Source organism: Actinomycetota bacterium, from assembly GCA_023488435.1.
Classification (GTDB): domain Bacteria; phylum Actinomycetota; class Coriobacteriia; order Anaerosomatales; family UBA912; genus UBA912.
Window position 1 is genome coordinate 43,835 of record JAMDCK010000030.1, and the last position, 19,814, is coordinate 63,648.

Sequence of the window (19,814 nt, forward strand, 5' to 3'; positions counted from 1 at the left end):
AGCTATGGCCGACACAGTTGGGCGACAACTCTCAAGAGCCAGACGTGCGCTTGGAATCACTCTCAAAGAAGCTGAGTCAGCCACCAAAATTCGATCCAAGAACCTCCAATCGATAGAGGACGGGCACTACGACGCCATCCCTGAACCGGTCTATCTTCGCGGTTATGTGATCGCGTACGCAAAGTATCTAGATCTTGATCCGGTACCGTTGCTTGAAACACTTCAACTGGAGATAGGCGCGATTACGGAGCCCCCGCGAATAAGACCGCGAGAATCTCGACCCTTACGGGCAACTGAAACTGGACCAGCATTAAAGACAGGAGTTACAGTCCTAATCGCTTTGGTCGTCTTAGCAGGTCTTGTCTTCGGCGCAATTCGGCTGACCGGAACCCGCGACCCACTTCCGCCGATTCCACCGATAGACGAGTCCACTCCAAGTGTTGAGGCGGTCCGCGATCAGACTCCATCGGCTTCCGCCGTAGGAACACCACCAACACAGAGTATCGTTGACCCGCAGTCCATAGTCGATGACTTCACGTTGAGGATTAGTGTCAGGCCAGAAACCTCTTCCTGGCTCAGGGTGTCGGTTGATGGGCGGGTTGCTTATGAGGGCGTCTTAATCGGCGACCAGTCTCGTGAGTGGCTTGTGACTGACAGTGCTACCATTAGGGTTGGAAGACCATCAGCGGTAGAGATCACTAAGAATGGCCAGCAAGTAGCAATTCCTCCAGGTTCGTCAACACCGGAAATCACACTGGAGCCTTGATATCCACCGAAGGGTCTTATATCAATAGATGTTGATACAAGATTCGCGCTGAAAGGTTCAATGGATGGCAAAAGATCAAAGTTTCGATATCGTCAGCCAGGTCGATGTCCATGAAGTCGACAACGCTGTCCGCCAGGCACAAAAGGAGATCATTCAACGCTATGATCTTAAGGACAGTGGATCATCGGTCGATCTGGACAAGTCCGCTCCCTCAGTTACTGTGGTCGCACCGAGTGATTTCATAGCTAAGCAGGTTCGTGATGTCCTTGAGTCCAAGCTTGTCAAACGAGCCGTTGATCTTGCCTCGCTCTCATGGGCGGCTCCTCAGCCCATCTCGGGCGGGAAGGTCAAGGTCAGTGCTACGATTATCAACGGAATAGACCCTGACATCTCAAAGAGGGTCAACAAAGACATTCGAGACCAGAAATTCAAGGTCAAGGTCCAGATTGAAGGGGACAAGCTCCGCGTTTCGGGGCCCAAACGCGATGACCTACAGGCGGTCATCGCTTTCCTGAAAGAGCAAGACTACGGCATTCCCCTCCAGTATACGAATTATCGCTAGATGAGTTACCGGCACACAGGAAGTCCTGCCCACCGACCTTCCGTTCACTTTGTCACTCTGGGCTGCCCAAAGAACGAGGTTGACTCAGACGAGATGGCTACGGACGTGGTCGCTTCGGGATATGAGGTGACGGCCGATCTAGGTGAAGCACAAGTCGTTGTTTTGAATACTTGTGGTTTCATCCGTGATGCTGTTGAAGAATCAGTGGCAGAAGCGTTGGAGCTCGCTGAGTGGCGATCCCTCGAGGAAGGGCGCCGCCTGATCGTTGCTGGTTGTATGGTCTCTCGATACGGGAACGAATTCGTGGAGTCTTTTCCCGAGGCAGACGCAGTGATATCTCTTGCGGATAGGCATTCCCTCGCCTCGGTCATTTCGACATTGGTTGGTCCTCCAAAAACCGACGAATCGTCCCGGCGTGCCGCCCGTCAAAGTGCTTCGGTGCCTACGCCTCACGCCTACCTCATGATAAGCGATGGCTGTGATCGCGTTTGTTCGTACTGCACAATACCCTCTATTCGAGGAAGATATCGAAGCAAGGCATTCGAAAAGGTCCTCAATGAAGCCGATGCGATGGTTAGGTCAGGAGCCAGAGAGATTATCTTCATTGGGCAGGACATCACTTCGTGGGGCAAGGACTTACCCGACGACCCGAGAACCCTTGTAGACCTGGTTGATTCGGTTTCAGAGACATCGGGTCTGAACTGGTTACGGTTAATGTACTGTCAGCCCAACGGTCTGACCGATGAGCTGCTTGAGCTGATGGCACGTAAACGAAACATCTGCAACTATCTCGACATCCCCCTTCAGCACGTCTCAGAAGACATCCTACGGTCAATGCGACGCAGTGGCTCTCCAGATGAGCTCCGTGCGTTGATCGCAAATATTCGGACCCGGGTGCCAGATATCATCTTACGCACTACATTCATCGCCGGCTTTCCCGGCGAGACCCGCTATCACAGCTCGGAGCTCATGAAGTTCGTTGAGGAGACAGGTTTCGATTATGTCGGAGTATTTCCCTTCTCCCCCGAGCACGGAACCGCAGCCTACGATCTACCGGATCAAATTTCGTCGAGAACTAGGGTCGCCCGCGCCCAAAAAATCCGCGATTTGGCGGACTCGGTTGCTTTTGAGAAGAATGCCGGACACGTTGGCAGACAAATGTCGGTTCTTTCTGTCGGTGTTGACGAGGAAGGCATGAACATCGGCCGATGGGCAGGCCAGGCTCCCGACATAGACGGAGTTGTCATTCTCGACAGAGTAGTTCCGGTGGGGCAGTTCGTACAAGCAATTATCGTCGACTCTCTCGGATATGACTTGGTTGGGGAGGTGTGCTCTGATCAGACTTTCTGACATCGGGTGGGCGAACAGAATCACTATCGCTCGAATGGTGTTCATTCCCGTAGTAGTCGTCGTCTTACTTGCCCGGCTGCCCGATTGGGGACCATGGTGGGCCGCGGCGCTTTTCGCCTTCCTTGCTGCCACAGATGCGGTCGATGGCTACGTCGCTAGAACTAGGAATCAGATCACTACTTTTGGGAAGCTCATCGATCCACTCGCCGATAAACTCCTAGTCACTGCAGCCCTCATTTCGCTAGTCGAGCTTGGTGCGGTGCCAGCGTGGGTTGCCCTAGTAATCATTTCGCGTGAGTTCATCGTCACGGGTCTGCGAATGGTGGCGGTCGCTGAAGGACGCACAATCGCAGCGGGAAACTTCGGAAAGGCCAAGACAGTTCTCCAAGTTATTGCGATAGTTGCTTTCATACTCAAGGACACCGATCCGATCGTTGCGCTGGGACACCAAGCGGTGGTCTTCGCCAACGTGTTCGCCTGGGGGCTCATGGGTGCAGCCCTGATACTGACTGTTACTTCTATGATCGATTACTTTTACCATGCCCGTGATGTCATCAAGATCGAAGATGGACCTAATGGGAACAAAGATTCCAGCTAGCGCCGACTCAGACCCCTCGGCGCAACAGGCAGTCGAAACCCTTCTTCGAACTGCTCGCTCATCCGGGGTCACCCTGTGCGTAGCTGAGTCCTGTACCGGCGGCCTTTTGGCTGCCCTAGTCACTGAGGCCCCTGGTGCATCACAGGTCTTTCAGGGTGGTGTAGTGGCATACTCCAACCGACTCAAGATTGATGTCCTCGGCGTGGATCAGACACTACTGTCTACACATGGATCCGTCAGCCCAGAAGTCGCAAAAGCTATGGCCCTTGGTTCATTGTGTTTATGTACAGCCGATGTCGCACTCTCTATCACTGGTATTGCGGGACCCACAGGTGGCTTGCCCGACAAGCCGGTGGGCCTTGTTTGGTACGGTATCGCGATCCGAACGTCTGACGCGATCGACACCTTCACCGAGTCTCGCCATTTTGATGGCGATAGAGTTTCGGTCCGCCATGCCGCTGCGCTGCATGGTTTGCGCCTCTTGCAAGATGCTGTTGCCCCATGTGAGGGCACCTGATGCGCGCCTTCGCTGCCGTAGAGCCCTCCGACCAACTTCGGGATTACCTTCAGCAGCTGTGTCGGAGAATCCGAAACGCCGATAACATTTGGGCCACTCAAAGATGGACTAGTCCTGAAAACTATCACATCACGCTAAAGTTCTTCGGCTCCATTCCGACTCCGGTTTGCCTGGCCCTTGTACGAGATTTGCAGGCATGTCTCTCAAGCCACCGAAAGTTCAAGTTGCCGATCTCTGAAATAGTCACGGATTTTCCTCGGGGACAAGGCGTCAAGTTGTTGATGACTGCTTTCTCCGATCCGGTTGGCGATTTTGCTCGACTTAGGAGGGTGTTGGATGGTGTAGGCACAGCCTATGGAGTTCCCTCGGATCACCGAGAAGCCCTGCCTCATATAACCCTTGCGCGTGCCTCTCGGATCGGCCTCCAAATCCCATCCATAGAATCATATGGATCCGGCCCCCGCGATCTTGTAGATGAGTGTATCAATGTAGATGCGGTGTCCATCTTTTCAAGCGAGCTTACAAGAGAGGGGCCTCGCTACAACCTCCAAGTAAAGATTCAGCTTATGGATTGACAGCGAACATTTGTTCGATATACACTTCGCGTAAGTGATGCGACGGCCTTCGATTATTGGGAGTGGAAGAACATGGATTCAGAGAAAACTAAGATTCTCGACGTTACCAAGGATCAAATCGACCGAAAGTTCGGCAAGGGCTCCCTTATGAAGTTGGGTGAACACGCTGCGGTTATGAAGGTCGCCGCAATACCCACAGGGTCCTTGGCGCTTGATGCAGCACTTGGAATCGGGGGAGTGCCACGTGGAAGGATCGTAGAGATCTACGGACCCGAATCGAGCGGAAAAACGACCCTGGCTCTACAGATATTAGCCGAAGCGCAGGCTCAAGGCGGCATCGTTGCATTCATCGATGCAGAGCATGCCCTTGACCCAACCTACGCCTCAGCTCTTGGTGTAGACGTTGATGAGCTACTAATCTCTCAGCCCGACACGGGGGAGCAGGCTCTCGAGATCGCAGACATGCTCGTTCGTAGCGGCGCAATCGATGCAGTGGTCATAGACTCGGTCGCAGCGCTGGTCCCCAGAGCTGAGCTTGAGGGTGAGATGGGGGACGTGACAGTTGGCTTGCAGGCGCGACTCATGAGTCAAGCACTCAGAAAACTTGCGGGCTCGTTGAATAAATCCGCAACCACATGCATATTCATCAATCAGCTGCGTGAGAAGATCGGAGTGATGTTCGGTAGTCCCGAAACCACCTCCGGTGGCCGTGCACTTAAGTTCTACTCAACTATACGGATAGATGTTAGAAGGATCGACTCCATAAAGCAGGGAACCGACATCGTTGGCAACCGTGTTCGCGCTAAAGTGGTAAAGAATAAGGTAGCCGCACCATTTCGTCAGGCGGAGTTCGATCTTATGTATGGACAGGGAATCAGCAAAGAGGGAAATCTTCTGGATTTGGGTGTTGAAGAGGGTGTGATATCAAAATCAGGTTCCTGGTATACGTACAACGAAGAACGCCTGGGGCAAGGACGTGAAGCTGCCAAAGATTTCCTTAGGGAGCATATTGACTGTCGTAATGAAATCGAATCAACAATTCGAGCCCGCCTGGGGCTTCCAGTGGTCGGCTCGCAAACGGCTATGGAGGTTCCACTGCCGGAGTAGTCACACCTGCCGGATGAGCGGCTTGCAGTACTCCTAAGATCTAGGGATAGCGGGCTATCCGAGAACAGCTATCCCTAGATAGCCATATCGAGAACACAGGTTCGGCCTTCACCCATCATTCCGTCTGGGTATTTTCGTGTGCAAATGGCGCCTTTCTTGATTTATCTGCATCCGAGACTTACTATTGAGCAGGTGTTATTGGATTTCACGCCGTGTGCCGCACATCAGGTGCGCCTTAGGCTTTTTGATTGGTGTACTTGCTGTTGACCTGACGGGCTCGGGATTCCGGGCCTGAATCACTGTTTACTGCGGTTACCCACGGTTGCGATCCTACAATCGTTCCTTAGCTGTTCACTTTTAGTCGACACACCGGATCGAGTGTACACACTGCACTAAGCGCGTGCTGTACTAGACCGTACATCACCGAGCCATTTAGACGAACAACTAAACAGTTGGGAGGAGCGCAACGATGAACGACATGCTACTCATCGTCATCGCACTAATCATCGGCGCCGTTGTCGGATACCTTGCTAATCGATTTATTCTGAAAGGTCGAATTGAGCGATCCGGCGAAGAGGCCGAACGATTGATTGCAGATGCCACCAGGCAAGCCGAGACACTACGCAAAGAAGCTGTGATTGAGGCCAAGGATCAAGCCTTCGCCCTCAAGCAAGAGACCGATCTTGAAATCAAAGAGCGCAGAAAAGAACTCTCCGCCATGGAGGGTCGTCTCACCCATCGCGAAGAGAATCTTGACAGACGAATCGAGTCCCTGGACAAAAAAGAGCATCAGCTTTCTTCACTCCAAGGTCAAATCGCCAAGAAGGAGAAGGATCTCGACGAACTCATCGACGCTCACAACGAGCGCCTGCAGTCCATCGCAGGAATAACGCGCGATGAAGCAAAGACTCAACTGTTCAGCCAGATCGAGTCGGAGGTCAAGCAGGACGCTGCGGCCATGATCAGGGAAGCCGAGGCGCTTGCACGTGAGGAGGCCGACAAGAAGGCTCGCAACATAGTTGGGGTTGCGATTCAACGTGTCGCTGCTGATCATTCGGCCGAGTCTACCGTTTCCGTTGTGCACATTCCCAGTGATGATATGAAGGGTCGTATAATCGGCAGAGAGGGTCGCAATATCAGGGCCTTTGAGCAGATGACAGGCATCAATTTGATAATTGATGACACCCCTGAAGCTGTGGTTCTTTCGAGCTTCGATCCTGTTCGCAGGGAAGTCGGGCGTGTCACCCTAGAGTCTCTGATTGCTGACGGGCGTATCCATCCTGCACGTATTGAGGAGCTATTCAATAAGGCCGAACTCCAGGTCAATCAAATCATCCAGGAAGCAGGCGAACAGGCTGCCTTCGACGCTACGATACACGGACTACATGGCGAGCTCATTCGAACCATCGGTAGGCTGAAGTTCCGTACATCCTATGGCCAAAATGTCCTGAAGCATTCCCTGGAGGTTGCCCACCTAGCCGGCGTCATGGCCGCTGAACTGGGGGTTGATGTAGAACTTGCGAAGAGGGCTGGCTTATTGCATGACATCGGAAAGGCCATAGACCACGATATAGAAGGTCCTCATGCGGTCATTGGTGCCGATTTGGCCCGCCGGATGAACGAGCCGAAGTCGGTCTTACACTGCATTGAAGCGCATCATGGTGACGTGGAACCAACGACTGTAGAAGCCGTTCTCGTACAAGCCGCAGATGCTATTTCTGCTGCCCGTCCTGGTGCCAGGAGAGAGACGCTTGAAAGCTACATCAAGCGACTGGAGAAGCTTGAGGCGGTCGCACAGTCCCATCCGGGTGTTGAAAAGAGCTACGCCATGCAAGCCGGCCGTGAAATTCGGGTCATGGTCAAGCCGGACAAGATCAGCGACTCCGATTCGGTTGTCCTAGCCAGGGACATCGCTAAGCAAATTGAGGCTGAACTCGAGTATCCTGGACAGATCAAGGTGATTGTAATTCGCGAACGCAGAGTCGTGGAGTATGCCAAGTAGTCTGACGACCCTGAGATGGATGACATGAGTGAAGAGAATCGCGCCCTTCTCGATTTGGTCACAAGTGTTTCGGGGACCTCCTATCGCAAGGTCGAGGAAGCGTTTGGAGATGGCTTCGTCAGACTGCACACATCTGAAGCCGAGAGGCGACAGGCGAAGCACGATATTCGCAGTGTCGAAGACGTCGTTATAGAGCTGCTTCGAAACTCACGCGATGCTGGAGCGAGTCGAATTTTCATCGCCTCCAGTCGCTCGGGAGACATCCGCTCCATTGCAGTCATTGATGACGGTATAGGAGTCCCGCTTTCTATGCACCAGCGAATCTTTGAACCACGTGTCACATCGAAACTTGATTCGATGGTTATCGACTCCTGGGGGGTGCATGGACGGGGTATGGCGTTATACAGCATCAAGGCCAATGCGCCTGATGTTCGAGTTGCCGCATCTGCCACCGGGCTTGGTTCCGCAATCGTCTTTTCGAATAACTGTCAGACGCTACCTGAACGGTCCGACCAGTCCACTTGGCCCATCGTTGATCTATCTGAGCAGGGGTCACCCGTCGTTACTAGGGGGCCGCACAATATCCTTAGGTCTGTGGTCGAGTTTGCATGCCAGCATCCTGAGATCCAAGTCTACATTGGGTCTCACGCTGAAGTAGCCGCCACTATGTTCGTTTTGGCTGTGAGCGGGGCTGAGTCCTCGGGGGTTCTTCTCGTCGATGATGTCGAGGGATTGAATGTATGGCAACGCTTGGCTGCGTCAATGGATGCGGCAGAGTTGGTTGTCGTTGCGTCCTCGATAGGTCTAGAGATTTCGGAGCGTACAGCCCACCGTGTTCTCTCGGGCGAGGGCAAGGCACTCCCCCCGATACTGGAGATATGCAACGCTATCGAGCAAGATACCACTGTTGATCAACCACCTGATATCTATAAGAACCGAAAAGGACTTAAGATCCACTCGGATGACCTCATTGAGTTTCGTCGCGGAATTACCGCTGCTTTCGATGGGCTTGCCGAGAGATACTTCATCTACATGAAGGAAGAGCCTCGAATACGCGTGACACGAGACGCTATCCATGTCCGATTCGAAATCGACAAAGAGGACTGATTTTCCTGATAGGATTGGATATGATTAAGCTTAGTTCAATGAACCTAATATGAACCACTAGGATCAAAAGACTATATGCAGCCGGCAAACCAATTGCCTGTCTAAGTAGATTTCGAACAAGGAGAAACAGTGGAAGTCCTAAAGGTCTCTACAAAGTCCAACCCGAACTCGGTTGCAGGTGCACTCGCTGGAACACTGCGTGAACACGGTGCAGTTGAGATGCAGACGGTGGGGGCCGGTGCCCTCAATCAGGCAATCAAGGCCATTGCGATCGCTCGCGGATTCTTGGCACCCTCAGGCATGGATCTCAGCTGCGTGCCTGCGTTCGCTGATATCGAGATCAACGGCGAGGAACGAACAGCGATACGCCTACTCGTTGAACTACACAACATGAGTGGATAGTTTCGTCGACTCGATTGTGGTGTATCGATAGTGTTTGATTTTCATGTTCACAGCAACCAGTCCGATGGTCACCTGACCCCCAGGCAATTAGTCGAAAAAGCCGATCACGAGGGGCTCCTGGCCCTCTCTCTTACGGATCATGATTCTATAGGGGGAATAGAGGCCGCTGCGCAGACGGCCGACGAACTCGATCTCATCTTTGTTCCAGGGGTTGAATTCTCTGCCATTCTTGCCGAGACAGAACTCCATATTCTGACATATTTCATAGATCATACCGACCCAATATTGATCGAACAGTTGGACTTCTTGCGTCATGCCAGAGTTTGTCGCGCCAGACGAACCGTCGATCTCTTTCGCAAGTTCGGAGTACCACTTGACTTCGACGAGGTGGTGCATGAGTCAGGGGATGGCGTCATCGGGCGCGTACACCTGGCCAAGGCGCTTGTCTCCAGCAACGTTGCTACTGATGTCTCCGATGCATTTTCCCGGTTCCTCGGCCAGGGGAGGCCATTCTATCTTCCAAAGGAATCTGCGGATCCTATCGCTTTGCTTTCAATGGTCTCGCGCATAGGTGGCTGCGCTGTACTGGCTCATCCGGGTATCAACGGCGTGGATAGGTTTCTCCCAATCCTAGTTGAGGCCGGCCTAGCGGGGATTGAAGTCTATCATCCTCTGCACACTCCCGAGCAGGTCGAACACTATCGTTTTCTTGCCGCAAAGTTCGACCTGATTATTACCGGAGGATCCGACTTTCACGGCATCGACTCGCTAGCGAGTCGCTTTGGAGTCTCTGAAATTCCTGTATCGGACGTTGCTCGCTTTCTGGCAGCGTCCGATGACCCGAGTCTGCTGGATCGTCTGACTGCGATGATCGAATGATTCTATGACATGATATTGATTGATTTTCACCTCCTACCATGTCGCCTCACCCGTGATAGACTCTAGCGTCATGAACACTTACTTCATACGCACATTTGGCTGTCAGATGAATAAGCACGATGCCGAGAGAGTCGCAGGGCTGCTTGAGGCTGAGGGCATGGACTCCGCAGATGATCCAGAAGCTGCTGACGCAATCGTCTTTATGACCTGCTGCGTTCGTGACAACGCAGATAACAGATTCTTTGGCCAACTCTCCAGCTTGCGTGAGCTCAAGACCCGAAAACCCGAGGTCCTAATTGCTGTAGGTGGATGCATAGGGCAACGGGATGGACTTTCGATTGTCGATCGTTTCGAGCATGTTGATGTTGTCTTTGGAACACATAATGTGGGACGACTGCCACACCTTCTCGATATGGCATCCTTCTCGGTGAACCCAGTTGTTGAAGTCCTCCAATCATCTGACGACTTTGCTTCGGATCTTCCCGCCCGAAGGGAGCATTCGTATCACGCATGGGTTCCAATTGCGACAGGCTGCGACAACCATTGTGCTTACTGTATCGTTCCCGCAGTTCGCGGTAACGAGAAGTCACGTACTGAAGCATCGATCCTGAGGGAGATTGAACGCCTCCTTCAAGACGGCGTGATGGAGGTCACCCTATTAGGTCAGAACGTGAACTCATGGGGGCGGGACCTTTACGGTGCACCGCGATTCCACGTACTTCTCGACAAGATCTCCCAGATGGGAGTTCCGCGAGTTCGATTCACCACAAGCCACCCTAAAGATCTTTCGAACAACACCATTGAGGCTATGGCGTCTACCGACGCCATCTGTAACGCCCTGCACTTGCCCGTACAGTCCGGTTCCAATCAGGTACTTGGAGCAATGAACCGCGGCTACACGTCGGAGCAGTATCTGGATGTAGTCCATCGACTGTACGAGCGCATTCCTGGGCTTGCCCTTTCCACGGATGTCATTGTTGGCTTCCCTGGTGAGACTGATTCAGACTTTCAGGCCACATTGGATCTTGTAGAAACGTGTCGTTTTGATCAGGCGTTCTCCTTCATGTATTCGCCTCGAGAGGGTACACCGGCTTACGGCATAGATAACCAAATTCCCCGTGAAGTGATGCAAGAACGATTCGACGCACTCATTCCGGTTATCCACTCATCCGCTTTGACAAAGAACAAAGAGCTGATAGAAACCAATCAACTCGTCTTAGTCGAAGGTCGATCCCGCCGAGACCCGCTAATGCTTTCGGGAAGGACGGAGGGCAACAAGGTCGTTCACGCTCCGCTCAGCGACACGCTGTCCATCGAGGACATGGTTGGCAAGCTTGCGGAAGTATTGATTTCTGACGCGCGCACTTGGCATCTGACGGGAAGGATCATCTCGACAGAGCCTGTGAGCACTAGCTCTGTGGACTCTAGTATCAATGCATCGGCTGCGGATCGTACTCTCGATTCGCCGTTCAATCGAAGTTGATCATTGTGCTTGACCCCGACCCTCCTATTGTCGTGGCCATTATGGGTCCGACCGCTGTGGGTAAATCGGCGGTAGCCCATCGTGTGGCAACGCTTCTTGACGGCGAGATCGTCAGCGCGGACTCGATGCAGGTGTACCGCGGGATGGACATTGGGACCGCCAAACCCATGCTTGATGGTACAATCCGTCACCATTGCATCGATCTGGTCGATCCCGGAAAGCCATTTTCTGCGGCCATGTACCAACAGGAGGCCAGACAGGCCATCCAGGATATTTGCAACCGCGGCCGAATCCCAATCCTAGTTGGGGGGACTGGACTCTATGTGCGAGCCGCTCTTGAGGATTTCCGATTTCCGACAGGGAGTATCGACTCACCTAGCAGAGTTGCTCTTGAGGCGGATGCTCGTCGGCTAGGCTCCCTAGCGCTTCATGAACGCCTGCGCAGACTGGATCCGGATTCTGCTGAGTGTATCCATCCAAATAATGTACGACGCGTCATCCGCGCGCTGGAGATGGCTGCTCAAGGACTGAGCTATTCGGAGCGTCATGCGGAATTCGTTACCCCTAAAGACATCTATCGCGCATTGCGATTCGGGCTCTCAATGGATCGCAAAATATTGTACGCGGCCATCGATGCACGGGTGCAGTCGATGCTTTCGAATGGCTTACTGGACGAGGTCAAGGCTCTCGTTGACGCTGGCTATGCAGAGGCTCTCACCTCTATTCAAGCAATCGGTTATAAGGAGTTCCTTCCGGTTCTCGAGGGCACCGTTGACTTGGAGGCTGCTTCGGCTGCGGTCGCGCAGGCAACGCGGAGGTATGCTAAACGCCAGCTTTCATGGCTGCGAGGCGACAGGCGCATCCAATGGATCGAGATGACCGATATTGACGTGGACGCGTGTGCACACCGGATAGTCACCGCTGTTGCCGCCGCACGTGCTGTACTGTAATCTGCTCCAAATAGACTTCGTTGGACTTCAAGGGGATTGAGATGCTGTTAGAATTCACGAAGATGCATGGCCTCGGAAATGATTTCATCATCGTCAACGATCTGGACGCCGTACTCGACCTTCCTGCAAACAAGATCGCGCAGCTTTGCGATAGGCACTTCGGCGTTGGCGCCGATGGGATGATCTTCGTTCGCCCCGCCACCGAATCTGGCGCACACGCCTACATGCACTACTACAACGCCGATGGATCCCAGGCAGAGATGTGCGGCAACGGCATCCGTTGTTTCGCCAAGTATCTGATAGACAAAGAGTTGGTTCCCCCTGGGACACCCAAGCTGTATGTCCAGACCTTGGGTGGAGTTCGTTCAATAGACGTCCAAATTGATGAGTGCGGAACAATGTCATCGGCTACCGTGGACATGGGTGAGCCAAAGCTAGCACCAAGTGATATTCCCTCTACTTTTGAGGGAGACATAGTCTTTCAGCGGTCAGTCGAGACTTCTGAGGGCTCTTTCGATGTCACCGCAGTCTCGATGGGAAATCCGCACGCGGTAATCTGGGTCGACGACCTCGATGCTGCTCCAGTGCTGACAGTTGGTCCACTGATTGAATCCCACGACAGCTTTCCTGCCAAGACAAATGTTGAGTTTGCTCAGATCCTTGACCCCACACGTATTCGCTTGCGAGTATGGGAGCGGGGAGTTGGCGAGACCCAGGCTTGCGGAACAGGTGCATGTGCGACTGTAGTCGCTGCTGTCCTTGCTTCCGCAACTGATGAACGTGTGGTAGTAGAGCTGCCTGGGGGAGAGCTTCTCATCGAGTGGCAACAGGGTGGAGCTGTCTTCATGACTGGTCCCGCCACCCATGTTTTCGAGGGACGAGTGAGATAGTCGGTTGAGCTAGATTGCTCTTTTCACTCGGTTGCGCTGGAGTCCCCCTCCTCGGCTGTAAGTTACCCTACCAATGAGCTATTGTTAAGCACGGTCATATTGGAACAAGAGAAACAGGAACGAAGAACAGTGAGAACAGCCAACCGCATCGCCAACCTGCCTCCATATCTTTTCGCTGAGATCGATCGAAAGAAGGAAGAGAAAATCGCTCAAGGCATCGATGTCATCTCACTGGGAATAGGCGACCCTGACCTGCCCACACCAGAAAACATCATCGCAGCGATGGCCGAGGCGATCCAAGACCCGTCGAACCATCAGTACCCCAGCTACTTCGGCGCCAAGCGCTATCGCGAAGCTTGCGCCGAATGGATGAATCGCAGATTCGGAGTCTCGCTAGACCCCGATACCGAAGTCCTAGCGCTAATCGGCTCCAAGGAGGGCATCGCCCACGTGTTCATCGCTTATGTCGACCCGGGGGATGTCACATTGGTACCCGGATCGGGTTATCCGGTATACCACACCGGAGGCATCCTCGTTGGCGGCGAGAGCTGGTTCATGCCCATGACCGAGGAGAACGACTTTCTCGCTGACTTCGAGAGTTGTCCACCCGAAGTCCTCAAGCGCGCTAAGATGATGTTCATCTCTTACCCAAACAATCCAACCTCTGCTATAGCTACTCCTGAGTACTTTGATCGGGCTATTGCTTTCGCAAAGGAGCATGATCTGTTGCTGATTCATGACAATGCTTACAGTGAGATAGGATTTGATGGGTACAAGCCTATCAGCATTTTGGAGCGTCCGGGCGCGAAAGAGGTCGCCATAGAGTTCTTTAGTTGCTCTAAATCGTACAACATGACTGGCTGGAGAATCGCATTCGCTGCCGGCAACCCCTCGGCAATAAAGGCTCTAGGCACTGTCAAGAGCAATATAGACTCTGGCGCCTTCACCGCTGTACAAGATGCCGCGATCGAGGCCATGCTTGGACCACAAGATATCACGGATGAGCTTTCGGATGTCTACCAGAGACGCAGGGATATGGTCATGGATGCTCTCGCCGACGCAGGCCTTTCAGCCAGGATCCCGAAGGGTACAATTTACGTATGGGTAAAGGTTCCAAGTGGACACGACTCCGCTTCATTCGCGACCAAGGTTCTCGAAGAGGCTAACGTCATTGTTGCCCCGGGCAACGCCTATGGACCCAGCGGAGAGGGTTACGTCAGAATCTCACTAGCGACCCCAGATGACCGACTCGCCGAGGCACTGGACCGCATAAAAGCCACCCTGTGATGAGGAGCTGAATGGGCGGACGGATCAGACCTCCTGAGTGGGAGAGGGAAGATCGGCGCCAACGCGCCGTCTTAGTGGGCGTTGACTCTGGAGACCGCGAGTGGCCCGTTGAAGAGTCCCTCGGAGAGCTAACACGGCTCGCCGAAACCTTTCACTGTGATGTTGTTGCTCAGACCTTCCAGCGCGTCGACAGAATTCGTGTTCACACCCTTCTCGGCCCAGGCAAGATTGAAGAAGTTGTCCAACTCGCCAAGTCGTTTTCGGCAGATCTGGTGATAATCGATGGCGAACTCACACCGCGTCAAGATGCGGCCCTGGCCGACTCGTTCGGTGACGTTCGCGTGATGGACCGCACTGGCTTGATTCTGCAGATATTCGCCGAACATGCAGCGAGCAAGGAAGGTAAGTTGCAGGTAGAGCTCGCACAGCTCGAGTACCTTCTTCCGCGCCTTAGGGGAATGTGGGGACACCTTGTCAAAGAGCGTCTCGGAGGGGGAAAGGGTGCCATTTTCGGGGCAGGCGAATCCCAGCTGGAGACCGATCGACGTCTAGTCCGGAAGCGGATATCTGTTGTTAGATCACAGCTCAAGCGCGTGGCCTCTTCGCGAGCAACTCAACGAAGCCAGCGAAGGGCCAGTGGAGTTTTTCGTATAGCCTTGGTTGGCTACACTAATGCCGGCAAGTCAACGTTGATGAATGCTTTGACCGGGTCAGACGTCATCGCCTACGACATGCTGTTTGCAACACTGGATTCCACCACCCGAAGACTCGTCCTTCCAGACGGGAGAACCGTCACCCTTACTGACACAGTAGGCTTCATCAACAAATTGCCTCACGGACTGGTCGAGGCGTTCAAATCTACCTTGGACGAAGTCGGGGAGGCGGACTTACTGTTGCATGTTATCGATGCCTCACACTCCCAGGCGATTGCACAGGCTAATGCGGTTCGCGGAGTACTTGCGGATATCGGTGCGGACGATGTGCTTCAGATAGAGGTCCTGAACAAGATCGACCAAACTTCTGATGATCAGCTCGCTCGATTGACCGGACATTTCGATACACCTGTCTCCACATCGGGACTCACGGGGGTTGGGTTGGATGTTCTGGTAGACAGGATTATCCATGAAGCAGCCAGGGCCAGTCGTGTCTTGAACCTTGTCATTCCATATACGCGTGGCGACATAGTGATGCTTGCTTATGAGCAAGCTCATGTGATTGCCGAGAGCCACAACGAGATTGGCACTAACCTGACGGCTCGAGTCCCCAGCAAGCTTCTGGGTAAGTTCGAGGAGTTTACAGAAAATCAGCAGGGCTGAGGGCAAAAGTCTTCAAGAGTCATTTGATTTTGCGAAACAACCCGATGACTACACCGAGTATCGTCACATCTGTGGAATAGATCGGTTCGTGGTGTTGGTTCTCGGGCTGTAACCTAACAGCTCCCTCTTCCAGGAAGAAGCGCTTCACAGTTGACTCACCGTCAAGGAGGGCAACCACGATGTCTCCGTTAGAAGCGGTGCTCTGATGCCTGACAACTACATGATCACCGTGCAGGATCCCAGCCTCAGTCATGGAATCACCCTGGACCTTGAGCACAAATGCTGATTCAGATGCTAATTCAAGTGGCAGGCTGATGGTCGACTCTATGTTCTCAGCGGCCAGAATAGGTTGACCGGCCGCTACCTTCCCAAGAATAGGAACCGCCAAGACTTGGGTGTAATCGACACCGCGTTCGGTATCCCTGTAATCGAGAACCTCAAGGGCCCTAGGCTTTGATGGGTCACGCTTGATGTAACCCTTCTTCTCAAGTGCTACAAGGTGTGCGTGAACGGTAGACGGCGAGGAGAGACCCACTGCTTGACCAATGTCGCGCACACATGGGGGAAAACCCTTCCGGTGAACCTCGGACCTGATGAAATCGAGGATCTGCTGTTGCCTTCGCGTGAGGCTACGCGTGTAAGCCATGGACTCTCCCGATACGAAAGTATGTTCGATTGAGTTTAGCGCATTCTCGGTATTGCGGCAATCGGATCCCCGCAAGAATGTCAGACCCGAGGGCTATGGTAATAACAGTTTCGGGCAATCACGGAAGGCATTGTAATGAAATCGAGTTGTGAAATTACTAACCGAAGAAGTCATCGGACTGGGTCGACTGGCAGCACTGCCATCGATGTGATGCTTGCCTCGATCATGCTTCTGGTTGTTGTTGCCTCTGGTTATTTGAGTGTGACAAGGCACGATGTGGCTATGCCCCAGAATGCTAGGATAGTAGTCGTTGGATCCGGACAAAACTTGTGGTCATTAGCGGAGGAGAATCCGGTGCAGGGCCTTGATACTGCTCAGACAGTCGCCCTCATTCGACTAATGAATTCCAAGAACGATTCCGGGCTCAATCCGGGGGAGGCCGTAATCGTACCGACAGCATCCAATGGACACTGATTTTGCTTCACCGTAAAAGTATTGTTTCACCATTCACTTTTCCCACCACATGTTGTATGTTATAGTCTGCAAACGTCAACATCTAGGGGAAGCTATGCGGTGTCCGTTCTGCTCTAATGAAGAAACCAAAGTTGTCGACTCTCGTGTCTCAGAGTCTGGCGAGGCAATACGACGCAGGCGTGAGTGCCTCGGGTGCTCCTCAAGATTCACAACCTATGAGCGTCGCGAAGAGATGCCTCTCATGGTAGTCAAGAGGGACGGTTCCACTGAGCCTTTTGATCGTGGTAAGTTGCTTAGAGGATTGGTGGTCTCAACTGCAAAACGCAATGTGCCGATTGAGAGACTCGAGGCGTTGATCGCCGACATCGAGCAGGACCTGCACAATACGCTTCGCTACGAAATCTCCTCTGTCGAGCTGGGAGATATAGTTTTGCGATATCTGCAGGACTTCGACAAGGTCGCCTATATCCGATTTGCCTCTGTATACAAATCATTCCAGGATCTGGATGAGTTTTACACAGAGCTGCGTGTTATCGAATAGTCACATCTGTTCATTCCTCTAGGAGAGGGTTCCACTGACCGAGGTTCACATAAAGCGCTTGGACAGCGAGGTTCCGCTTCCAGAGTACGCATATCCAGGCGACGCAGGACTGGATCTCTCCTCCACGCATCGCGTCACCCTCATGCCGGGTGAGCGCCAGCTGATTTCGACCGGAATCTCAATAGCCTTGCCAATAGGCTATGCAGCATTTGTTCAGCCGCGGAGTGGCCTAGCCCTACGCTCAGGACTCGGGATAGTCAACTCTCCCGGCCTGATCGACTCTCAGTACCGAGGCGAGATCAAAGTCATTGCTATCAATTTTGACCAGCATGAACCTATTCACATCGAACGTGGTGACAGAATAGCCCAGCTGGTCATACAGCCCATAGCTTCGGTTCGGTTGGTCGAAGTTCTCGAACTTGACGCCACGGAAAGGGGAGAGGGAGGCTTTGGTAGTTCCAGCTGAACGCAACCCCAGGATACGGGTAGCTGCTCTTATGATCTGGCGAGATGAAATCGTTCTTGTTCGCCACATGAAAGACCATCTTGAGTATCACCTGCTTCCCGGAGGGGGAGTGGACTGGGGAGAGACTCTTCACCACGCACTGAAACGCGAAGTTCTTGAGGAAACTGGAATACTATGCAGCCCTCAGGATCTCTTATTTGTGCATGACAGTATAGATCCTGCGGGTCAGCGACATGTAGTGAACATATATTTTTCTGCCCATATCGATGACTTGCACTATGCAAAAACTTCCTTAGACCATCGAGTCGTTGGCATAGATTTCGTCAACCCTGACGATTTGACCCGCCTAGACCTTAGGCCCCCGATCGCACTTGACTTGATTGCATTCCTGCATGACGTCTCAGGTTTCAGGCCACGGTACACAGGTTCGGGCTACGCTTAGGGAAAGGAGCGACGAGTAGACCATAGAGGTGCGTATTTTCGTGAGTGGTTTCGACCGACTCTGAGGAGCAATCAAAGAGTGGGTACATACCGACAAAGGGAAGGGAACAATGGAGGCATTCTTTAGATTCAAAGAACGCAATACCGATCTACGAACGGAACTCATCGCTGGAGTGGTTACGTTCATGACGATGGCCTACATCATCTTTGTGAATCCTGGAATTCTATCCAGCATGTTTGGGGATGCAGCTGCGGAGTGGATTCCGGCACTGGCCACAGCAACCACCGTTGGCGCAGCGTTGATGTGCCTGGCAATGGGGCTGCTTACCAATCGACCCCTGGCGCTAGCCTCGGGCATGGGCTTGAATGCAATGGTAGCGTTCAGCGTTGTTCTAGGTGCTGGAGTTCCATGGCAGGTCGGAATGGCAGTCGTGTTCGTCCAAGGATTGATCATACTGTTGTTGGTTCTGACCGGCTTTCGCGAGGCGGTGATGAATGCCATCCCTCTGAATCTGAAGCGCGCCATCGGCGGCGGTATCGGCATATTCATAACCTTCATTGGACTCAAAAATGGCGGCATTGTCGTCTCAAAGGAGGCCACCTTGGTCTCCCTGGGGGACTTCACCCAGGAAGCGGTTTGGGTGACCCTCGTAGGGCTTGTAGCAATCTTCGCATTCATGGCGCTGCGCATAAAGGGCGACATTTTATGGGGCATCCTCGTTGCGGCAGCTGCTTCGTTGGCACTCGGAGTTACTCAGTTACCCACTCAGATCGTAGCAGCTCCTGACTTTTCAACATTTGGCGCACCCTTCATGGAGGTAGACGGCCAGATGGCGTTGCTGCACGTTTTCACACCAGCTGTCATGGTGTTCGTCTTTTCTATGATGCTAACTGACTTCTTCGACACTATGGGGACTGTGGTGGCGGTTGGCGAACAGGCCGGCTTCGTTGACGAAAAAGGACAGGTTCCAGAGATCCGGAACATTCTTGCCGTGGACTCCACCGCAGCAGTGGTAGGTGGCGCTGTCGGCGCCAGCTCTATCACCACATATATCGAGTCTGCGTCCGGCGTCGCCGAGGGCGGACGCACGGGCCTGACTGCCATCGTTGTAGGGTTACTTTTTGCTGTTGCTACCTTCTTCACACCCGTCATCGCAATGATTGGTGGGGCCGGCTCAGTAACGGCGGGTGCTCTGATAATCGTTGGATTCCTTATGATGAAGACGATTGCCGACATATCCTGGAGCGATTTCGAAGAAGCGTTTCCAGCCTTTATGACAATTGTTGGTATTCCGCTCACTTTCAACATCGCTTGGGGAATCGGGCTTGGATTCATCAGCTTCATAATCATCAAAGTTCTGCACAGGAAAGCCGTCGAAGTGCATCCGTTGATGTATTTGGCTGGAGTTGCCTTCGCTGTCGCCCTCGCTTTGTACTGAAGACATTCGATTTGGA

At 53.1% G+C, this 19,814-nt stretch carries 20 protein-coding genes; 19 read left to right on the plus strand and 1 reads right to left on the minus strand.

Features of this window, described 5'->3' with window-relative positions:
• Positions 1 to 4: 4 nt before the first annotated feature.
• The 15 genes from M1617_04670 to hflX all read left to right on the plus strand — a co-directional run bounded on the left by M1617_04670 (position 5) and on the right by hflX (position 15,791).
• The gene (locus tag M1617_04670) at positions 5 to 766 is read left to right on the plus strand and encodes a DUF4115 domain-containing protein (GenBank protein ID MCL5887582.1); all 762 of its coding nucleotides are present in this window, start codon (positions 5 to 7) and stop codon (positions 764 to 766) included.
• A gap of 64 nt (positions 767 to 830) precedes the next feature.
• Positions 831 to 1,328: a YajQ family cyclic di-GMP-binding protein gene (locus M1617_04675; protein MCL5887583.1), complete on the plus strand. Its 498-nt coding sequence runs from the start codon at positions 831 to 833 to the stop codon at positions 1,326 to 1,328.
• A gap of 93 nt (positions 1,329 to 1,421) precedes the next feature.
• Positions 1,422 to 2,678: a 30S ribosomal protein S12 methylthiotransferase RimO gene (gene rimO, locus M1617_04680; protein ID MCL5887584.1), complete on the plus strand. Its 1,257-nt coding sequence runs from the start codon at positions 1,422 to 1,424 to the stop codon at positions 2,676 to 2,678.
• A gap of 34 nt (positions 2,679 to 2,712) precedes the next feature.
• Positions 2,713 to 3,276 carry a CDP-diacylglycerol--glycerol-3-phosphate 3-phosphatidyltransferase gene (pgsA, locus tag M1617_04685; protein MCL5887585.1) on the plus strand — a complete coding sequence of 188 codons (564 nt, stop codon included), beginning with the start codon at positions 2,713 to 2,715 and terminating at the stop codon, positions 3,274 to 3,276.
• On the plus strand, positions 3,254 to 3,793 hold the full coding sequence (locus M1617_04690) for a CinA family protein (protein ID MCL5887586.1): 540 nt from the start codon (positions 3,254 to 3,256) through the stop codon (positions 3,791 to 3,793). Before pgsA ends, M1617_04690 begins: the two co-directional genes overlap by 23 nt.
• Before the next feature lie 647 nt (positions 3,794 to 4,440).
• On the plus strand, positions 4,441 to 5,475 hold the full coding sequence (recA, locus tag M1617_04695) for a recombinase RecA (protein ID MCL5887587.1): 1,035 nt from the start codon (positions 4,441 to 4,443) through the stop codon (positions 5,473 to 5,475).
• A 469-nt stretch (positions 5,476 to 5,944) separates the two neighbouring features.
• Positions 5,945 to 7,477 carry a ribonuclease Y gene (gene rny / locus M1617_04700; GenBank protein MCL5887588.1) on the plus strand — a complete coding sequence of 511 codons (1,533 nt, stop codon included), beginning with the start codon at positions 5,945 to 5,947 and terminating at the stop codon, positions 7,475 to 7,477.
• A gap of 15 nt (positions 7,478 to 7,492) precedes the next feature.
• On the plus strand, positions 7,493 to 8,584 hold the full coding sequence (locus tag M1617_04705; GenBank protein ID MCL5887589.1) for an ATP-binding protein: 1,092 nt from the start codon (positions 7,493 to 7,495) through the stop codon (positions 8,582 to 8,584).
• A 129-nt stretch (positions 8,585 to 8,713) separates the two neighbouring features.
• A complete protein-coding gene (locus M1617_04710) occupies positions 8,714 to 8,986 on the plus strand; it encodes a stage V sporulation protein S (GenBank protein MCL5887590.1) in 273 nt (90 codons plus the stop codon).
• 30 nt (positions 8,987 to 9,016) lie between these two features.
• Positions 9,017 to 9,865 carry a PHP domain-containing protein gene (locus tag M1617_04715; protein ID MCL5887591.1) on the plus strand — a complete coding sequence of 283 codons (849 nt, stop codon included), beginning with the start codon at positions 9,017 to 9,019 and terminating at the stop codon, positions 9,863 to 9,865.
• A gap of 106 nt (positions 9,866 to 9,971) precedes the next feature.
• Positions 9,972 to 11,348, plus strand: a complete 1,377-nt coding sequence (gene miaB / locus M1617_04720; GenBank protein ID MCL5887592.1) for a tRNA (N6-isopentenyl adenosine(37)-C2)-methylthiotransferase MiaB — start codon at positions 9,972 to 9,974, stop codon at positions 11,346 to 11,348.
• 5 nt (positions 11,349 to 11,353) lie between these two features.
• Entirely contained in the window at positions 11,354 to 12,298 is a 945-nt protein-coding gene (miaA, locus tag M1617_04725) for a tRNA (adenosine(37)-N6)-dimethylallyltransferase MiaA (GenBank protein ID MCL5887593.1), read from the plus strand.
• 41 nt (positions 12,299 to 12,339) lie between these two features.
• Positions 12,340 to 13,188 carry a diaminopimelate epimerase gene (gene dapF / locus M1617_04730; GenBank protein MCL5887594.1) on the plus strand — a complete coding sequence of 283 codons (849 nt, stop codon included), beginning with the start codon at positions 12,340 to 12,342 and terminating at the stop codon, positions 13,186 to 13,188.
• A gap of 129 nt (positions 13,189 to 13,317) precedes the next feature.
• Positions 13,318 to 14,475, plus strand: a complete 1,158-nt coding sequence (locus M1617_04735; protein MCL5887595.1) for an LL-diaminopimelate aminotransferase — start codon at positions 13,318 to 13,320, stop codon at positions 14,473 to 14,475.
• Between the two features lie 11 nt (positions 14,476 to 14,486).
• A complete protein-coding gene (gene hflX / locus M1617_04740; protein ID MCL5887596.1) occupies positions 14,487 to 15,791 on the plus strand; it encodes a GTPase HflX in 1,305 nt (434 codons plus the stop codon).
• A 19-nt stretch (positions 15,792 to 15,810) separates the two neighbouring features.
• Here hflX and lexA read toward each other — a convergent pair whose 3' ends face one another.
• A complete protein-coding gene (gene lexA, locus M1617_04745) occupies positions 15,811 to 16,437 on the minus strand; it encodes a transcriptional repressor LexA (protein ID MCL5887597.1) in 627 nt (208 codons plus the stop codon).
• Between the two features lie 568 nt (positions 16,438 to 17,005).
• Between lexA and nrdR the strand changes: the two genes are divergently transcribed.
• From nrdR to M1617_04765, 4 genes are all read left to right on the plus strand, one after another.
• Complete coding sequence (nrdR, locus tag M1617_04750; GenBank protein MCL5887598.1) at positions 17,006 to 17,452, plus strand: transcriptional regulator NrdR; 447 nt, start codon at positions 17,006 to 17,008, stop codon at positions 17,450 to 17,452.
• A gap of 58 nt (positions 17,453 to 17,510) precedes the next feature.
• The gene (gene dut, locus M1617_04755) at positions 17,511 to 17,918 is read left to right on the plus strand and encodes a dUTP diphosphatase (protein MCL5887599.1); all 408 of its coding nucleotides are present in this window, start codon (positions 17,511 to 17,513) and stop codon (positions 17,916 to 17,918) included.
• Positions 17,902 to 18,360 carry an NUDIX hydrolase gene (locus tag M1617_04760; protein MCL5887600.1) on the plus strand — a complete coding sequence of 153 codons (459 nt, stop codon included), beginning with the start codon at positions 17,902 to 17,904 and terminating at the stop codon, positions 18,358 to 18,360. Before dut ends, M1617_04760 begins: the two co-directional genes overlap by 17 nt.
• A 109-nt stretch (positions 18,361 to 18,469) precedes the next feature.
• Positions 18,470 to 19,798: an NCS2 family permease gene (locus tag M1617_04765; protein MCL5887601.1), complete on the plus strand. Its 1,329-nt coding sequence runs from the start codon at positions 18,470 to 18,472 to the stop codon at positions 19,796 to 19,798.
• Positions 19,799 to 19,814 lie beyond the last annotated feature (16 nt).

Bases quoted from the DNA above. Each gene is read 5' to 3' on its own strand.
- M1617_04670 (MCL5887582.1), top strand. From the start codon at position 5: ATGGCCGACACAGTTGGGCGACAACTCTCAAGAGCCAGACGTGCGCTT.
- M1617_04675 (MCL5887583.1), top strand. From the start codon at position 831: ATGGCAAAAGATCAAAGTTTCGATATCGTCAGCCAGGTCGATGTCCAT.
- rimO (MCL5887584.1), top strand. From the start codon at position 1,422: ATGGCTACGGACGTGGTCGCTTCGGGATATGAGGTGACGGCCGATCTA.
- pgsA (MCL5887585.1), top strand. From the start codon at position 2,713: ATGGTGTTCATTCCCGTAGTAGTCGTCGTCTTACTTGCCCGGCTGCCC.
- M1617_04690 (MCL5887586.1), top strand. From the start codon at position 3,254: ATGGGAACAAAGATTCCAGCTAGCGCCGACTCAGACCCCTCGGCGCAA.
- recA (MCL5887587.1), top strand. From the start codon at position 4,441: ATGGATTCAGAGAAAACTAAGATTCTCGACGTTACCAAGGATCAAATC.
- rny (MCL5887588.1), top strand. From the start codon at position 5,945: ATGAACGACATGCTACTCATCGTCATCGCACTAATCATCGGCGCCGTT.
- M1617_04705 (MCL5887589.1), top strand. From the start codon at position 7,493: ATGGATGACATGAGTGAAGAGAATCGCGCCCTTCTCGATTTGGTCACA.
- miaB (MCL5887592.1), top strand. From the start codon at position 9,972: ATGAATAAGCACGATGCCGAGAGAGTCGCAGGGCTGCTTGAGGCTGAG.
- dapF (MCL5887594.1), top strand. From the start codon at position 12,340: ATGCTGTTAGAATTCACGAAGATGCATGGCCTCGGAAATGATTTCATC.
- hflX (MCL5887596.1), top strand. From the start codon at position 14,487: ATGGGCGGACGGATCAGACCTCCTGAGTGGGAGAGGGAAGATCGGCGC.
- lexA (MCL5887597.1), bottom strand. From the start codon at position 16,437: ATGGCTTACACGCGTAGCCTCACGCGAAGGCAACAGCAGATCCTCGAT.
- nrdR (MCL5887598.1), top strand. From the start codon at position 17,006: ATGCGGTGTCCGTTCTGCTCTAATGAAGAAACCAAAGTTGTCGACTCT.
- M1617_04765 (MCL5887601.1), top strand. From the start codon at position 18,470: ATGGAGGCATTCTTTAGATTCAAAGAACGCAATACCGATCTACGAACG.